The following is a 15,393-nucleotide window of genomic DNA, read 5'->3' as shown; positions in this document are numbered from 1 at the left end:
CGCCGCATTTGGGGGCTTGCTGCCTAAAAACAAGAGGAGGTTGAGCCAATGAAGCGACAATTTGCCCCGTTCAGACGGCCTTTGCGATCACGGGTTTGTTACCTGATGCATAAGCTGCCATGAAAACACGGATTGCGCCACGAATAACGCGCTCGATTTCCTGCCGCGACGGTGGCTCCGGCATGGTGCCGAACAGCCGGAATTTGAAGAAACTGCCGCTGACGAGATCGAGGAACTGGCCAGCGGCGAGATCGAGATCGTCGATCTCGAGCGTGCCGGCGGCGACGCCCTGACCGAGATAGTCGTTCAGCACCGTTCTCAAGTTCTGCGGGCCGCGGAAAAAACGGGAACAGAGATCGGGCATGCGTTCGCGAACGCCGAGCACCGTGCGCATCGCGGTGACGACTTTTTCGTCGGTCATATGTTCAAGGAAGGTGACGCCGAACTCGTAAAGACCCTTGTCGATATTCTCGCTCTTGGCCAGAACGGTTCTCATCGCACCGAGAAACACCTCGCGCTCGGCCTCGACCATGGCGACGAACAGGTCTTCCTTGTTGGCGAAATAGACATAGATCGTTCCCTTGGAAACGCCTGCCTCGCGGGTGATGTCGTTCATGCTCGCCGCATCGAAACCCATGCGCATGAACACGCGCTTGGCCCCATCGAGGATCTGCTCGCGCTTTACGGGATCCTCTCCCGCTGCAAAGCGGCCGGAAGCCTTGGTAGCTTCCTTTAGCGAGACCTTTTTTAACCCTTTCGGCGTCATTTTTTCCATTTCCAACTTTTTTCGAACCGCTCGGTTCGATCTGGACTTGATATGTGGCAAGGAAGGCTTTATGTCAATGCTCCGAACTGATCGGTTCGATTGGTTTCAACCTCCTTCAACGATGGTTATACCTATGACGGCTTCTAAAAATGCCGGCGCTCTGCGCACAGTAAAAAGCGATGACATCGACGTGAACAAGACGCAGGAGCAGGGCGATGCAAGCCCCGCTGTGGCCGAAGCAGCACCTGCTGCGCCGACACAGTCGCAGGCTCCGGCCCAGACGGCTGATGCGCCCAAGAAAAAGAAGCGCGGCGTCGTGCTTCCGGTTGTCGTGCTCGCACTTCTCGCCGGTGGCGCCTGGTATGGCTATGAATGGTGGACCACTGGCCGTTTCATGGTGTCGACCGACGACGCCTATATCGAAGGCGATATCGCTACGATTTCTCCTAAAGTGACGGCCTTCGTTGCCAAGGTCAATGTGGTTGCCAACCAGCAGGTGAAGGCCGGCGATGTGCTGGCTACGCTTGACAATGGCGACTACCAGAACGCGCTCGACCAGGCCAATGCGGCGGTCGAGACCGAAAAGCTGTCGCTGTCGCGCATCGATGCACAGGTGGAAGGTGCCGAGGCAAGCCTTGCACAGGCGCAGGCTTCAAAGGTTGCGCTCGAAGCTGCCGTTCGCGGCGCCGAGATCACTCAGAAACGCCAGCAGGAACTTGCCACCAAGTCGGTCGGCACGGCTGCCGATCTCGACAGCGCCAATGTGGCGCTCGATCAGGCGCATGCCAACCTGATCGGCGGCGAGGCCGCGATCAAGTCGGCCCAGGCCAACATCACGATCCTCGAAGCGCAGCGTAACGAGGCGGAAAGCTCTGTGCGTACGCTGGAACTGCAGCGCGACAAGGCGGCCCGCGATCTTTCGTTCACGGTGCTGAAGGCGCCCTACGATGGCGTCGTCGGCAACCGCTCGGTTCAGGAGGGTGATCTCGTTTCGCCCGGCCAGCGGCTGATGGCGCTGGTGCCTACCCGCCAGCTTTATATCGATGCCAATTTCAAGGAGACCCAGATCCAGCATCTGGAGCCGGGCTCCAAGGTGAAGGTGCATGTCGACGCCTATAGCGACGACCCGATCACCGGAACGGTGGAATCGATCTCGCCGGCTTCCGGCTCGGTCTTCTCGCTGCTGCCGCCGGAAAATGCGACGGGCAACTTCACCAAGATCATCCAGCGTGTTCCGGTGCGTATCGCCCTGCCGCAGGATGCTCTCGACACCGGTCGCCTTCGGGCTGGTCTGAGCGTCGTGGTCGATGTCGATACGCGCACGGCTCCACAGAAGTAACAGCCGTTCGTCCGGCTCCTCGTCAAACAGGCCCTGATTGAAGGGCGGAGGTGGTCCCATGGCTGGGAGCGCAACAGCAACTGCAGGATCAATACCGGCAGATGAGCCGATGGATCGGAGAAAGCTGATCGCTTTCTTCGCCATGGTGCTCGGCATGTTCATGTCGATCCTCGATATCCAGATCGTCTCGGCGTCGCTGTCTGAAATCCAGGCGGGTTTGTCCGCCGGCTCGGATGAGATCGGCTGGGTGCAGACATCCTATCTGATCGCGGAAGTCATCATGATCCCGCTTTCCGGTACGCTCGCGCGGATCATATCGACCCGTTATCTGTTTGCCGCTTCTGCTGCCGGGTTCACGGTTGCCAGCGCGCTCTGCGCCACGGCGACGAATATCGATCAGATGATCGTCTATCGCGCCATCCAGGGCTTTATCGGCGGGGGCATGATCCCTTCCGTATTCGCCGCGGCCTTCACCATTTTTCCGCCGTCGAAGCGCGCCATCGTCTCGCCGATCATCGGGCTTATCGCGACACTTGCGCCGACCATCGGCCCCACCGTCGGCGGTTATCTTTCCCATGCCTTCTCATGGCACTGGTTGTTCCTGGTCAACATCGTGCCGGGCATCATCGTTACGATCGTGGCCTGGAATTTCATCGACTTCGACAAGCCGGAGCTTTCGCTGTTGAAGAAGTTCGACTGGTGGGGTCTTTTCTCGATGGGCGTGTTTCTCGGTGCGCTGGAATATGTGCTCGAAGAAGGCAACTCCAACGACTGGTTCAACGACCATCTGATCGTCATCGGCGCGATCGCTTCCGCTGCCGGCGCTATGGTGTTCTTCTATCGTGCCTTCACGGTGGAATTCCCGGTGGTGGACCTGACCGCATTCGCCAATCGAAATTTTGCACTCGGTTCGATCTTCTCCTTCGTCATGGGGATCGGGCTTTACGGGCTGACCTATATCTACCCTGTCTATCTCAGCCGCGTGCGCGACTATGACAGCCTGATGATTGGCGAAACGATGTTCGTCTCGGGTCTGGCGATGTTCTTCACCGCGCCGATCGCGGGCAAGCTGTCGACCGTGATGGACCTGAGGGCGATGATGGTGCTGGGATTCGTTAGCTTCGGTGCCGGCACATACATCATGACCGGGATCACGGTGGACTGGGACTTCTACGAGCTGTTCATTCCGCAGATCCTGCGCGGTTTCGGCCTTATGATGTGCATGGTGCCGATCAACAATATCGCGCTCGGCACGCTGCCGCCGTCGCGCATCCGCGGGGCATCCGGCCTGTTCAACCTGACGCGTAACCTTGGTGGCGCCGTGGGGCTGGCCATCATCAGCACCGTGCTGTCCAACCGTCAGGACGTGCACTACGAGCGGCTGCGCGAGCATCTCGATTGGGGCAATCCGACAGCCGTCGACCAGTTGAACAGCATGACCTCCAATCTCAACGCAGCCGGACTGGATGGTGCGACAGGTGCGATCCGGCAGATGGTCAATCTCGTCACGCAGCAGGCTGTCGTCATGTCGTTCAGCGACGTCTTCCTGATCCTGACCGTGCTGTTCGGATTGATGGTGCTGGGTGTCGCGATGATCGAAAAACCTTCGCCGCAGATCACAGGGCGAAGTGGCGGCGGTCACTGATCGTCTTGTAAGTGATTTCAGGAAACCACCGCCGAAAGGGGCCGTCGCTGCAAGGGGACGGCCCCTTTTTGGTCGCATGTCACAGGCGCTGCGATTTTCTGATTTACGTACCTCAAAAACTGGGCTACGACGCTTCACGGAGGAATTCATGAAGCCCACAGTCCATGATATCGCGCGAAGTGCCGGCGTCAGTCTGGCGACGGTCGATCGCGTGCTCAATGGACGGCCGGGCGTGCGCCATGTCACTCGCGAGCGTGTCGAACAGGCAATATCGAGCCTCGGTTATGTGCGCGATGTCGCTGCCGCCAACCTTGCCAAGGGGCGGACCTATTCCTTCGCATTCGTGCTGCCTAATTACGACAACTCCTTCATGATCGGCATCCGCGACGAGGTCGAGGCCGCGATCTCGCGCTCCGGCGCCGAGCGGACGCAGATCCGTATCGTCGAGGTGCCGCCCTTCGATGCGCCGGCGCTGGCGGATGCGCTTGACCGGATTGCCGCCGACATGCCGGATGGTGTCGCATTCGTCGCCGTGGAGGGCGATGAGGTGCATGCGGCGGTCGGCCGATTGAAGGAAGTGGGGATTGCCGTCGCCACACTGGTTTCGGACCTGCCCGGTTCGGAGCGGGATCATTTTGCCGGTATCGACAACCATGCGGCGGGACGAACGGCCGCCAATCTTCTCGGCCGGTTTGCCGGCGGACGTGAGGGGCGTATCGCCGTTCTTGCCGGCTCGATGCTAGTGCGTGACCATCGCGAAAGACTGGAAGGGTTCGTTGCGGTGATGGGCGAAAGCTTTCCGCGGCTTGCCGTTCTGCCGGTCATGGAGGCGCGCGACGACCCGTCGCTTGCTGCCGATGTCGTGTCTGCAGTGCTGCAGCGCTATCCGGATATCATCGGCCTTTACAGCCTTGGTGCGGGCAATCGCGGCATCGTGCATGCCGTTCGTGAGATCGCGCCCGATGCGCGGCCACTTGTGGTGGCCCACGAATTGACGCGGACGACCCGTGCGGCGCTCGCCGAGGGCCTTATCGATGCCGTACTCAATCAGGATGCTGGCCATGAGGTCCGCAGCGCCATCCGGGTGCTGAAAGGCAAGGCGGACGGCCTGCCGGTGATTGCGGCACAGGAGCGTATCCGTATCGACATATTCCTGAAGGACAATATGCCTTGAGGGTGCGTCCCGACTGAAGTGGGCCATCTCCCGAAGACGATGCGCTCTGAACAAAAAAAGACTGCCCAAGGGCTGGATGAAAGGAAAAGACATGTATCTCGGTCTCGATCTCGGTACCTCCGGCGTCAAGGCGATGCTGATTGACGGCGACCAGACGATCATCGGTTCGGCGAGTGGCGCACTTGATGTTTCGCGCCCGCATTCCGGCTGGTCGGAACAGGAGCCTGCGCACTGGATCCGAGCTTGCGAGGAAGCGATCGCGGGATTGAAGGCCGCGCATCCGGCAGAGCTTTCTGCGGTCAAAGGGATCGGCCTTTCCGGCCAGATGCACGGCGCGACGCTGCTTGATGCTGACGACAAGGTGCTGCGCCCCTGCATCCTTTGGAACGATACCCGTTCCTTCCATGAGGCGGCAGCACTGGACGCCGATCCGCGTTTTCGCAAGATCACCGGCAATATCGTCTTCCCCGGTTTCACCGCACCGAAACTGGCATGGGTGAAGAAAAATGAGCCCGAAATCTTCGCCAAGGTTGCCAAGGTTCTGCTTCCGAAGGATTACCTGCGGCTCTGGCTGACGGGTGAGCATATTTCGGAAATGTCGGATTCTGCCGGCACGTCCTGGCTCGATACCGGCGCACGAAAATGGTCGTCCGAACTGCTTGCCGCGACCGATCTTTCCGAGGAGCAGATGCCGTCGCTGGTCGAGGGTACGGATCAGGCGGGCAAGCTGCGCGGCGAGCTGAAATCCAGATGGGGCATTGCCGGCGATGTGGTCGTTGCCGGCGGGGCGGGTGACAACGCGGCTTCCGCCTGCGGCATGGGTACGGTGAAGGAAGGCCAGGCTTTCGTGTCGCTCGGCACGTCCGGCGTGTTGTTTGCCGCCAACGGTTCCTATCTGCCGAAGCCGGAGAGTGCTGTTCATGCCTTCTGCCACGCACTGCCGAAGACATGGCACCAGATGGGCGTCATCCTGTCTGCGGCCGATGCGATCAACTGGCACGCGAAGGTGATGGGCAAGTCTGCGGCGGAACTGTCGGGCGAACTCGGCGATACGCTGAAGGCGCCGACCGGCGTGACCTTCCTGCCTTATCTTTCCGGCGAACGCACGCCGCATAACGATGCCGTCATTCGCGGCGCCTTCATCGGCCTTGAACACGAGTCGAGCCGTCCGGTGCTGACGCAGGCGGTGCTTGAAGGTGTGACCTTTGCGATCCGGGACAATCTCGAAGCGCTGAAATCCGCTGGAACCTCGATTTCCCGCGTGACGGCGATCGGGGGTGGTTCGCGGTCGCGTTACTGGCTGTCTTCCATCGCAACCTCGCTGAACGTGCCGGTCGACATTCCGGCAGACGGCGATTTCGGTGCGGCCTTCGGGGCCGCCCGTCTGGGCCTGATCGCGGCAACCGGTGCCGATCCGGTTTCCGTCTGCTCGGCGCCGAAGACGGAAGCGACGATCGAGCCGGTGTCTGCCCTGTCGGATGCTTATGAGACCGCGTACGCACGCTACCGCGCCGCCTATCCGGCAATTCGCGCGATTGCCGGCTGATACATCTCGGGGAGGGGGCACCTCCTCCCCACCAACCGGGCCGAACCGACGCATTTTTTTGGCCTATAATGAGGTACGTACCTCACGAATGTCGAAACTCTTTTCGACGAGTTTTCCAAGGAGGAAACGCATATGAGCACAGGCTTTTTCGGTGATATTTCGAAGATCAAATATGAAGGCCCGGACAGCACCAATCCGCTGGCCTACCGCTTCTACAACCCGGATGAGATCGTGGCTGGCAAGCGGATGGAGGATCACCTCCGTTTCGCCATTGCCTACTGGCACTCGTTTGCCTGGGAAGGCGGCGACCCCTTCGGTGGCCGCACCTTCGATCGTCCGTGGTATGACGGCGAGATGGACAAGGCCAAGCTGAAGGCCGATGTCGCGTTCGAAATGTTCTCGCTGCTCGGCGCGCCTTATTACTGCTTCCACGATGCGGACGTGCGCCCCGAAGGCAAGACCTTTGCCGAGAACACGAAGAACCTCAACGAGATCGTCGACTATTTTGCGGGCAAGCAGGAAGAGACGGGCGTCAAGCTGCTCTGGGGCACGGCGAACCTGTTCTCCAACCGCCGTTTCATGTCGGGCGCGGCCACCAATCCCGATCCGGACGTGTTTGCCTATTCGGCAGCGACCATCAAGACCTGCATGGACGCCACGATGAAGCTCGGCGGTGAGAACTATGTTCTGTGGGGCGGTCGCGAAGGGTATGAGACGCTGCTCAATACTGACCTGAAGCGCGAATTCGACCAGATGGCACGCATGCTGCACATGGTTGTCGAATACAAGCACAAGATCGGCTTCAAGGGCGCGATCCTGGTCGAGCCGAAGCCGCAGGAACCGACCAAGCACCAGTATGACTATGACGTCGCGACCGTCTACGGCTTCCTGAAGAAGTACGGCCTCGAGAACGAAGTGAAGATGAATATCGAACAGGGCCATGCGATCCTTGCCGGCCATACGTTCGAGCATGAACTGGCGCTTGCCGCGGCACACGGCATCTTCGGTTCGATCGACATGAACCGCAACGACTACCAGTCCGGTTGGGATACCGACCAGTTCCCCAACAATGTGCCGGAAATGGCGCTGGCCTATTATCAGGTTCTGCTGGCAGGCGGCTTTACCTCCGGCGGTACCAATTTCGACAGCAAGCTGCGCCGTCAGTCGATCGATCCGGCCGACCTTCTGATCGGTCACATCGGCGGCATGGATTGCTGCGCGCGGGGCCTCAAGGCTGCGGCGAAGATGGTGGAAGATGGCGCGCTGTCGAAGCCGCTCGCCGATCGTTATGCCAAGTGGGACAGTGCGGATGCACAGAAGATGCTGCGCGGCGAGTTGAGCCTCGAGGAGATCACCGCAAAGGTGGAGCGCGAGAACATCAATCCGGAACCGAAGTCAGGTCGCCAGGAATATCTGGAAAACGTCGTCAATCGGTATGTCTGATGAGCAGTTCGACCTTCGTTGAAGGCCGAACTGGATTTCCCATGGCGCCGCCTCCTTGCGAGGCGGCGCTTCTGTTTTCAGGCTGCTTTCTTGCCGGCGATACCATCCAGTTCGCTCAAGGCGTCTTCCGGCAGGTCCAATTCACCGGCTGCGAGATTTTCCTTCAGATGGCCAATCGAAGACGTGCCGGGGATCAGAAGAATGTTCGGCGAGCGCTGCAGCAGCCAGGCAAGGGCTACCTGCATCGGGGTGGCGTTGAGGCGTGCCGCAACATCCGAGAGCGTTGAGGATTGCAGCGGCGAGAAACCGCCCAGCGGGAAGAAGGGCACGTAGGCCGTGCCTTCCTTGGCGAGCTGATCGATAAACGCGTCGTCTTCGCGATGGGCGAGATTGTACTGGTTCTGAACGCAGACGATTTCAGTGATCTTGCGTGCTTCGGCGATCTGGATGGGGGTGACATTCGAGACGCCGATATGGCGGATGAGGCCCTGACGCTTAAGATCGGCAAGCACCGTTACCTGTTCCTCGATCGATCCTTCTGCCGGGCCGTGGATGCCGTGCATGGAGCGGAAGTTGACGATGTCGATGACATCGAGGCCGAGATTGCGGAGGTTGTCGTGGACGGCGGCGATCAGTTCCTCCTTCGACATGGCCGGCAGCCATTCGGCATTCGGTCCGCGTTTTGCCGAAACCTTGGTGACGATGGTGAGATTGTCCGGATAGGGATGCAGTGCCTCGCGGATGATCTGGTTGGTTACATGCGGGCCGTAGAAATCGCTGGTGTCGATATGGTCGACGCCGGCCTCGATTGCAGCGCGCAGGACGGCGATGGCAGCTGCGCGATCCTTCGGCGGGCCGAAAACGCCCGGACCGGCAAGCTGCATGGCGCCGTAACCGATGCGCTTGACCGTGTGGCTGCCCATCTTGAACGTGCCGGATTTCGCGAGATCGAATGTGCTCTGATCGGACATGGGGGTGCTCCTTTTGCTGATCGCCGGTTGTTTGCGATCTTCGGTGAAATGGAAATAGCGCGGGGACGTTCCCTTTATAAGTCTGCACAATTCGGATAGTCTGTACGCTGAAACGGACAATCGAAAGCAGGGTTCATGGGCGTGGAAATCAGCGATCTGCAGGCCTTCCTCACCGTGGCGCGGGCCGGTGGATTTCGCGAGGGGGCGCGGATCAGCGGCGGCAGTGCATCGGGATTGAGCGATGCCGTGCGGCGGCTGGAAACGCAGCTTGGCGTGCGGCTGCTCAACCGGACGACGCGCAGCGTGGCGACGACCGAGGCGGGGCAGGGGCTTATCGACCGGCTGGCGCCGGCTCTGGCGGAAATGGAAGCGGCACTCGATGTGGTCAACGGGTTTCGCGAACGGCCTGCGGGTGTGCTGAAGCTGAACGTGCCGGTCAGCGCTGCGCGGCTGGTCTTGCCGTCGATCGTGCCGCGGTTTCTGGCGGCTTACCCGGATATTCGGCTGGAACTGATGATCGAGGACAGTTTTGTCGATGTGATCGCGGCTGGCTGCGATGCCGGTATCCGTTATGACGAGCGGCTGGCGCAGGACATGATCGCGGTGCCGATCGGCCCCCGCACCCAGCGTTTTGCCGCTGTCGCCTCGAAGGATTATCTCGACCGGCGCGGCCGGCCCAGCCATCCACGCGATCTGATGCAGCATGCCTGTATCCGCAACCGTTTCGCCAGCGGCTCGATGCCGGATTGGGAGTTCGAACGGGATGGCGAGACGGTGCTGATCGATCCGCCTGCTGCGTTGATTGTGCAGACTGGCGGCGGGGTCGACCTGGCGGTCGATTGTGCCAAGGCGGGGGCAGGGATCGTAACGCTGTTTGAGGATTGGCTGCGACCGCATATCGAAAGTGGGGCGCTGGAGCCGGTGCTGGAGGACTGGTGGCCGGAATTTTCGGGGCCGTTTCTCTATTATCCCGGTCGCCGTCTGGTGCCGGCCCCGCTCAGGGCCTTCATCGATTTCATCAAGACGGCCTGAGCGGAAAGGTCGCGCAACCTCTGCGCTCAATTCTTCATAACGGAGAGTTGAAGCAGGGCTTGGGCTGCATTTTGACTTGGCGCATTATTGGGGCGGCAACCGGTCGGCTAGAACCTTGCGGCAAACATAAGGAGATCTTCATGTCAGTTCGTGCACCGCAATTCTTCGGTTCGCCATCGCTTCAGAGCGGATTGAGCGCCCTGGAATACGAGATCGCCGAGGAGCGTGCGAGCGCACTGGGGCGCAACGGACGGCAGGTGGAAGCGAGCCTTGAAAAGCTTCGGAAATGGGATGCCGAGCATGCCGGCAAGGATCAGGCAAAACGTTTGGATCTGGTACAGGACGCGGCCGAAGCCGTATGGGGGCTTTTCGTCCAGCGGGAATTGTGCGGGCTGAGTAATGGCCCGGACGTGGCGAAGGATTATCAGATCCCCGGTGACGTGATGGCAAAGGTCGGGACCTTCAGACGTTCCGAGTAATGACGCAGAGTTGACGTTCAATTCTGCTTTACGTACCTCATATCTTTGGATAGCCTGAAATTCAGGGAGGATTTCAGGTGCACCACATCGCTTGCGAGGAGGCAGGCGTTGGGGGCGTGTCGCATGGCGACCGTTTCACGACGCTCGTGAATTTGAGGGCGGGTGGATGACAGTATCCCCCGCACCCGTTCACTCATCCATTAATCCGCGGCTGCTTGACGCCAGCGGTCTGTCGAAGACGTTCGGGATCATCGAGGTCCTGAAGGATATTTCACTCACCGTCCGCGCCGGCGAGGTGCATGCGATTATCGGCGAGAATGGCGCCGGAAAATCGACATTGATGAAGATCCTTGCCGGCAATCATCAGCCGACGCGAGGCGAGATCAGGATCGACGGCGCTCCGGTGAGCTTTTCCGGTCCGGTGGACGCGGAAAACCACGGCATCGTGCTGGTGCATCAGGAGATCTTGCTCGCGCCCGACCTGACCGTGGCGCAGAACATCTATCTCGGTCGCGAGCTAAGGAAGGGGCTCACCGTCGACGATCAGGCGATGCGTTCCGGTGCCCGGCAGGCGATCGTCGATCTCGGTGGGTATATCGACCCGGATACGATCGTATCGCGGCTCTCCATCGCCCAGCGCCAGTTGGTGCAGATCGCCCGTGTGCTGTTGGTGCCGCACCGGATCGTGATCTTCGACGAGCCGACGGCATCACTGACCCCGCATGAGACTGAGGCCTTGCTGAAGGTGATCCGCGATATCCGCGCCAAGGGTGTCGGTGTCCTCTACATCTCGCATCGCCTGCCGGAGGTGAAAGAGATTGCCGATCGCGTCACCGTTCTGCGAGACGGGCGGCTTGTCGGTTCGCATGATGCGGCCGAACTTCAGCCGGCTGACATGGCGCGGCTGATGGTGGGGCGTGATGTTGCAAAACTTTATCCCGACCGGCATGCGGCCGAGGTGCGGCAGGCGGTGCTTGAGGTCGAAAGGTTCGAGGTTCCGGGGTTTGCGCTCGATGCCGCCTTTACGCTCAGAAAAGGCGAGATCCTCGGCTTTGCCGGTCTGATCGGTGCAGGGCGCACCGAGCTGATGGAAGGGCTGGTCGGCCTGCGCCCGGCCAAGGGCAAGGTGGTGCTGAATGGCCATCCGGTTTCGTTCACCGATGTGCATTCGAGCCTCAAGGCCGGTGTCGCCTATCTTTCAGAAGACCGGAAGGGCAAGGGGCTGCTGCTGACCAAGGATCTTCGGGTCAACCTGACGCTTGCCTCGCTCGGAAAGTTCATTCGCGGATTGCAGATCGACAGAAAACGCGAGGGTGATGCGCTCGACAAGGCGATCAAGGATTTCGATATCCGGACGGGAACGAAAAACATCCTTGCCGGGCAGCTTTCCGGCGGCAACCAGCAAAAACTCCTGCTTGCCAAGATGATGATGCTCGACCCGCAAGTCGTCATCATCGACGAGCCGACCCGCGGCATCGATATCGGCAACAAGGAACAGATCTACAAATTCATCGCGGCCTTGGCCGAAGAGGGGCGGTCGATCATCGTCGTTTCCTCCGAGATGCCGGAACTGATCGGTATCTGCGATCGCATTCTGGTGATGCGGACGGGGAGGATCGTCGGTGAGGTTCAGGGAGAGCACATGACCGAAAACGAAATCGTTCAGCTTGCCACGGGCGTCAATGCGGGGGCGGCGGCATGAGCGCGGCGACGACCGATACGGCGAAGGCGCCAAAGACGTCGCGGGACTGGGACATGGCGGCGATTGCGCCATTCGTGGCGCTCGCCCTGCTTCTGGTGCTCGGATATTTCGCCAATCCGAACTTCGTCTCCGTTGCCAACCTCACCAATGTCATCACTCGTAGCGCCTTCATCGCCATCATCGCGCTCGGTGCGACCTATGTGATCTCATCCGGCGGGCTTGACCTTTCTGTCGGGGCGATGGTCGCCTTCGTTGCGAGCCTGATGATCCTGTTCATGAATACAGGTGCGATCGGCGACCCGACGCTGATGCTGGTTGCGGCGATGCTGGTGGCGCTGGGGCTCGGGGCCGCCTGCGGGCTGGCGAACGGGCTGATCACGACTGTCGGGAAAATCGAGCCGTTCATTGCCACGCTCGGTACCATGGGCATCTATCGCGGCCTGACGACATGGCTCAGCCAGGGCGGTTCGATCACGGTCAGGGACCGCGAGCTGCAGCAGCTTTATCGGCCGGTCTATTTCGGCGATGTCTTCGGCGTTCCGATCCCGATCATCGTCATCTTCGCCACCGCGGCACTCGCCGCTTTCGTGCTCTATCGGACGCGTTATGGCCGGCATCTGATCGCTGTCGGTTCGAACGAGGAAGTGGCGCGGTATTCCGGCATATCGGTGCAGAAGGTGCGAACCATTGCTTATATCGTGCAGGGGCTTTGCGTGGCGGTGGCGGTGATCATCTATGTGCCGCGCCTCGGCTCGACTTCGGCGACGACGGGCATTCTTTGGGAACTGCAGGCGATCACGGCGGTCGTCGTCGGCGGCACGGCATTGAGGGGCGGTGTCGGGCGGATCTGGGGTACGGTCTGCGGGGCGTTCATCCTCGAGATCGTCGGCAATATCATGCTGCTTTCCAACTTCGTCAGCGAATATCTGATCGGCGCAATCCAGGGGGCGATCATCATCATCGCCATGCTGGTGCAGCGGTCGCTGATGCGGAAATAGGGAGGCATTCGCAATAGGCCGGGCCATCTGGGGTAGGCCCGGTCAGGAGGAGATCACCCCTTAAACCTTGGGAGAGAGAATATGCACAAGAGATTATTGGGCTATGCCGCAGCGGCGCTGACGGCATTTGCCGTGGCGGTGCCGGCGACGACCTTTGCCCAGGAGGCAAAGAAGGTGACGATCGGCGTTTCCATTCCGGCCGCCGACCATGGCTGGACGGCCGGCGTGGTGTTCCATGCCGAACGTGTCGCCAAGCTTCTTATGGCCGAGCACAAGGGATTGAACGTCATCGTCAAGACGTCTGCCGATCCGGCAAGCCAGGCCAATGCGGTGCAGGACCTTGCGGTGCAGGGCATCGATGCGCTCGTCATCCTGCCGACCGATCCGGATCAGCTCGTATCGGCCATCCAGCAGGTGAAGGATGACGGCAAGTTCGTGGCGCTGGTCGACCGCGCGCCTTCCGTCAACGACAACACGATCCGCGATCTTTATGTTGCCGGTAACAACCCGGCGCTAGGCGAAGTCGCTGGCCAGTATATCGCCAAGACGACGCCGGAAGCCGAGGTCGTCATCATTCGCGGCCTGCCGATCCCGATCGACCAGCAGCGGCAGGACGGTTTCGACAAGGGCATCGAAGGCTCGAAGGTTAAGGTGCTGGATCGCCAGTATGGCAACTGGAGCCGCGACGACGCCTTTCGCGTGATGCAGGATTATCTCACCAAATATCCGAAGATCGACGTGGTCTGGTGCCAGGATGACGACATGGCCGTCGGCGTGCTGGAAGCCATCGAACAGGCCAAGCGTACCGACATCAAATATGTCATCGGCGGCGCCGGTTCGAAGGACATGATCAAGAAGGTCATGGACGGCGACAAGATGATGCCGGTCAACGTGCTCTATCCGCCGGCCATGGTGGCAACCGCGATGGAGCTGACGGCCGGTAATTTCTACGATCAGGTTCCGGTGAGCGGCAATTACATCCTCGATGCTACGCTGATCACCAAGGACAATGCGGAGAGTTTCTATTTCGCTGACTCGCCGTTCTGATCGGCCTTTTCGAGCGCGCATGGTTGTCAGCCTGCGCGCTCGTTCCATGTTCTGAATTGTATAGAGGAGGAATTTTTGATGAAGACGATCAAGGGACCCGGCATCTTTCTCGGGCAGTTCGCGGGTGATGCGGCGCCGTTCAATACCTGGGACGGGATCACCAAATGGGCGGCGGACAAAGGCTATATCGGCGTGCAGGTGCCGACCTGGGCGAGCCAGCTGATCGACCTGAAAAAAGCCTCGACCTCCAAGGATTATTGCGACGAACTGGCCGGCAAGGCGCGGGAAAACGGTGTCGAGATCACCGAGCTTTCCACTCATCTTCAGGGCCAGCTGGTGGCCGTGCATCCCGCCTATGACGAGGTGTTCGACGGCTTTGCCGCACCGGAAGTGCGCGGCAACCCGAAAGCGCGGCAGGAATGGGCGGTTGAGCAGGTGAAGATGGCGATCACCGCCTCTAAGCATCTTGGCATCAAGGCGCATGCGACCTTTTCAGGCGCGCTGGTCTGGCCGTATCTCTATCCGTTCCCACAGCGCCCGGCCGGTCTTGTCGAGACCGCATTCGACGAACTGGCGAAACGCTGGACGCCGATCCTGAACCATGCCGACGAAAACGATGTCGACGTGTGCTACGAGATCCATCCGAGCGAAGATCTGCATGACGGGATCACGTTCGAGATGTTCCTCGAGCGGGTTAAGAACCACCGCCGAGCCAACATGCTCTACGATCCGTCGCATTATGTGCTGCAATGCCTCGATTATCTCGACAACATCGACATCTACAAGGACCGGATCAAGATGTTCCACGTCAAGGACGCGGAATTCAATCCGACCGGGCGGCAGGGCGTTTACGGCGGTTTCCAGAGCTGGGTGAACCGCGCAGGGCGCTTCCGTTCGCCGGGTGACGGGCAGGTGGATTTCGGTGCGATCTTCTCGAAAATGGCGGCAAACGACTTTGACGGCTGGGCCGTGGTCGAATGGGAATGCGCGTTGAAACATCCGGAAGACGGGGCGCGGGAAGGCGCTGAATTCGTCAAGGCGCATATCATTCGAGTCACGGAACATGCGTTCGACGATTTTGCTGCAGGCGGCACCGACGAGGCGGCGAATAGGCGGATGCTGGGGCTCTAGCAAGACCCGTCCCAACCCTCCCCACAAGGGGGAGGGCTTAACCCAGCCGCTCCGCTCAGGCCCAATCGAGACACGAGGTTGCCGCAAACTTTCTCCCCCCTTGTGGTGGGGTCCGAAGGA

The 15,393-nt window shown here is 60.2% G+C and carries 13 protein-coding genes; 11 read left to right on the top strand and 2 right to left on the bottom strand.

The features are described 5' to 3' along the window. Nucleotides 1–70 precede the first annotated feature (70 nt). Nucleotides 71–766, bottom strand: coding sequence for a TetR/AcrR family transcriptional regulator (locus tag JNB91_RS02910; protein WP_220324254.1), 696 nt, complete (start codon nt 764–766; stop codon nt 71–73). Between the two features lie 133 nt (nt 767–899). Here JNB91_RS02910 and JNB91_RS02905 point away from each other — a divergent pair, with 133 nt between their 5' ends. The 5 genes from JNB91_RS02905 to xylA all read left to right on the top strand — a co-directional run bounded on the left by JNB91_RS02905 (nt 900) and on the right by xylA (nt 7,913). After that, complete coding sequence (locus JNB91_RS02905; protein ID WP_220324019.1) at nt 900–2,105, top strand: HlyD family secretion protein; 1,206 nt, start codon at nt 900–902, stop codon at nt 2,103–2,105. A gap of 58 nt (nt 2,106–2,163) precedes the next feature. Beyond that, nucleotides 2,164–3,750 carry a DHA2 family efflux MFS transporter permease subunit gene (locus JNB91_RS02900; protein WP_220324018.1) on the top strand — a complete coding sequence of 529 codons (1,587 nt, stop codon included), beginning with the start codon at nt 2,164–2,166 and terminating at the stop codon, nt 3,748–3,750. A 148-nt stretch (nt 3,751–3,898) separates the two neighbouring features. Then, nucleotides 3,899–4,924 (top strand): LacI family DNA-binding transcriptional regulator, encoded by a 1,026-nt coding sequence (locus tag JNB91_RS02895; RefSeq protein ID WP_220324017.1) that lies wholly within the window; start codon nt 3,899–3,901, stop codon nt 4,922–4,924. A 91-nt stretch (nt 4,925–5,015) separates the two neighbouring features. Next, nucleotides 5,016–6,470 (top strand): xylulokinase, encoded by a 1,455-nt coding sequence (xylB, locus tag JNB91_RS02890; protein WP_220324016.1) that lies wholly within the window; start codon nt 5,016–5,018, stop codon nt 6,468–6,470. A gap of 132 nt (nt 6,471–6,602) precedes the next feature. Next, nucleotides 6,603–7,913 (top strand): xylose isomerase, encoded by a 1,311-nt coding sequence (gene xylA / locus JNB91_RS02885; RefSeq protein ID WP_220324015.1) that lies wholly within the window; start codon nt 6,603–6,605, stop codon nt 7,911–7,913. 77 nt (nt 7,914–7,990) lie between these two features. Here the strand turns inward: xylA and JNB91_RS02880 are convergent, their stop codons facing one another. Further along, entirely contained in the window at nt 7,991–8,884 is an 894-nt protein-coding gene (locus tag JNB91_RS02880; RefSeq protein ID WP_220324014.1) for an aldo/keto reductase family oxidoreductase, read from the bottom strand. 135 nt (nt 8,885–9,019) lie between these two features. Between JNB91_RS02880 and JNB91_RS02875 the strand changes: the two genes are divergently transcribed. From JNB91_RS02875 to JNB91_RS02850, 6 genes are all read left to right on the top strand, one after another. Continuing rightward, on the top strand, nt 9,020–9,916 hold the full coding sequence (locus tag JNB91_RS02875) for a LysR family transcriptional regulator (protein WP_220324013.1): 897 nt from the start codon (nt 9,020–9,022) through the stop codon (nt 9,914–9,916). A gap of 140 nt (nt 9,917–10,056) precedes the next feature. Beyond that, a complete protein-coding gene (locus JNB91_RS02870; RefSeq protein WP_220324012.1) occupies nt 10,057–10,395 on the top strand; it encodes a DUF6665 family protein in 339 nt (112 codons plus the stop codon). Nucleotides 10,396–10,561: 166 nt separating this feature from the next. Next, on the top strand, nt 10,562–12,097 hold the full coding sequence (locus JNB91_RS02865; RefSeq protein WP_220324011.1) for a sugar ABC transporter ATP-binding protein: 1,536 nt from the start codon (nt 10,562–10,564) through the stop codon (nt 12,095–12,097). Continuing rightward, entirely contained in the window at nt 12,094–13,095 is a 1,002-nt protein-coding gene (locus tag JNB91_RS02860) for an ABC transporter permease (protein WP_220324010.1), read from the top strand. Before JNB91_RS02865 ends, JNB91_RS02860 begins: the two co-directional genes overlap by 4 nt. Nucleotides 13,096–13,176: 81 nt before the next feature. Further along, the gene (locus JNB91_RS02855) at nt 13,177–14,142 is read left to right on the top strand and encodes a substrate-binding domain-containing protein (protein WP_220324009.1); all 966 of its coding nucleotides are present in this window, start codon (nt 13,177–13,179) and stop codon (nt 14,140–14,142) included. 78 nt (nt 14,143–14,220) lie between these two features. Then, the gene (locus tag JNB91_RS02850; RefSeq protein ID WP_220324008.1) at nt 14,221–15,273 is read left to right on the top strand and encodes a sugar phosphate isomerase/epimerase family protein; all 1,053 of its coding nucleotides are present in this window, start codon (nt 14,221–14,223) and stop codon (nt 15,271–15,273) included. Nucleotides 15,274–15,393: the final 120 nt, after the last annotated feature.

Origin of the sequence: Aliirhizobium wenxiniae, assembly GCF_019511445.1 — a bacterium.
In the GTDB taxonomy this organism is placed as follows: Bacteria; Pseudomonadota; Alphaproteobacteria; order Rhizobiales; family Rhizobiaceae; genus Neorhizobium; species Neorhizobium wenxiniae_A.
The sequence above is the reverse complement of the archived record's forward strand: the minus strand, read 5'-3'. Positions and strand labels throughout refer to the sequence as shown.

Coding starts and splice junctions, on each gene's coding strand:
- JNB91_RS02895 (WP_220324017.1), top strand. CDS start 3,899: ATGAAGCCCACAGTCCATGATATCGCGCGAAGTGCCGGCGTCAGTCTG.
- JNB91_RS02865 (WP_220324011.1), top strand. CDS start 10,562: ATGACAGTATCCCCCGCACCCGTTCACTCATCCATTAATCCGCGGCTG.
- JNB91_RS02880 (WP_220324014.1), bottom strand. CDS start 8,884: ATGTCCGATCAGAGCACATTCGATCTCGCGAAATCCGGCACGTTCAAG.
- JNB91_RS02860 (WP_220324010.1), top strand. CDS start 12,094: ATGAGCGCGGCGACGACCGATACGGCGAAGGCGCCAAAGACGTCGCGG.
- JNB91_RS02900 (WP_220324018.1), top strand. CDS start 2,164: ATGGCTGGGAGCGCAACAGCAACTGCAGGATCAATACCGGCAGATGAG.
- JNB91_RS02855 (WP_220324009.1), top strand. CDS start 13,177: ATGCACAAGAGATTATTGGGCTATGCCGCAGCGGCGCTGACGGCATTT.
- JNB91_RS02910 (WP_220324254.1), bottom strand. CDS start 766: ATGACGCCGAAAGGGTTAAAAAAGGTCTCGCTAAAGGAAGCTACCAAG.
- xylA (WP_220324015.1), top strand. CDS start 6,603: ATGAGCACAGGCTTTTTCGGTGATATTTCGAAGATCAAATATGAAGGC.
- JNB91_RS02870 (WP_220324012.1), top strand. CDS start 10,057: ATGTCAGTTCGTGCACCGCAATTCTTCGGTTCGCCATCGCTTCAGAGC.
- JNB91_RS02875 (WP_220324013.1), top strand. CDS start 9,020: ATGGGCGTGGAAATCAGCGATCTGCAGGCCTTCCTCACCGTGGCGCGG.
- xylB (WP_220324016.1), top strand. CDS start 5,016: ATGTATCTCGGTCTCGATCTCGGTACCTCCGGCGTCAAGGCGATGCTG.
- JNB91_RS02905 (WP_220324019.1), top strand. CDS start 900: ATGACGGCTTCTAAAAATGCCGGCGCTCTGCGCACAGTAAAAAGCGAT.
- JNB91_RS02850 (WP_220324008.1), top strand. CDS start 14,221: ATGAAGACGATCAAGGGACCCGGCATCTTTCTCGGGCAGTTCGCGGGT.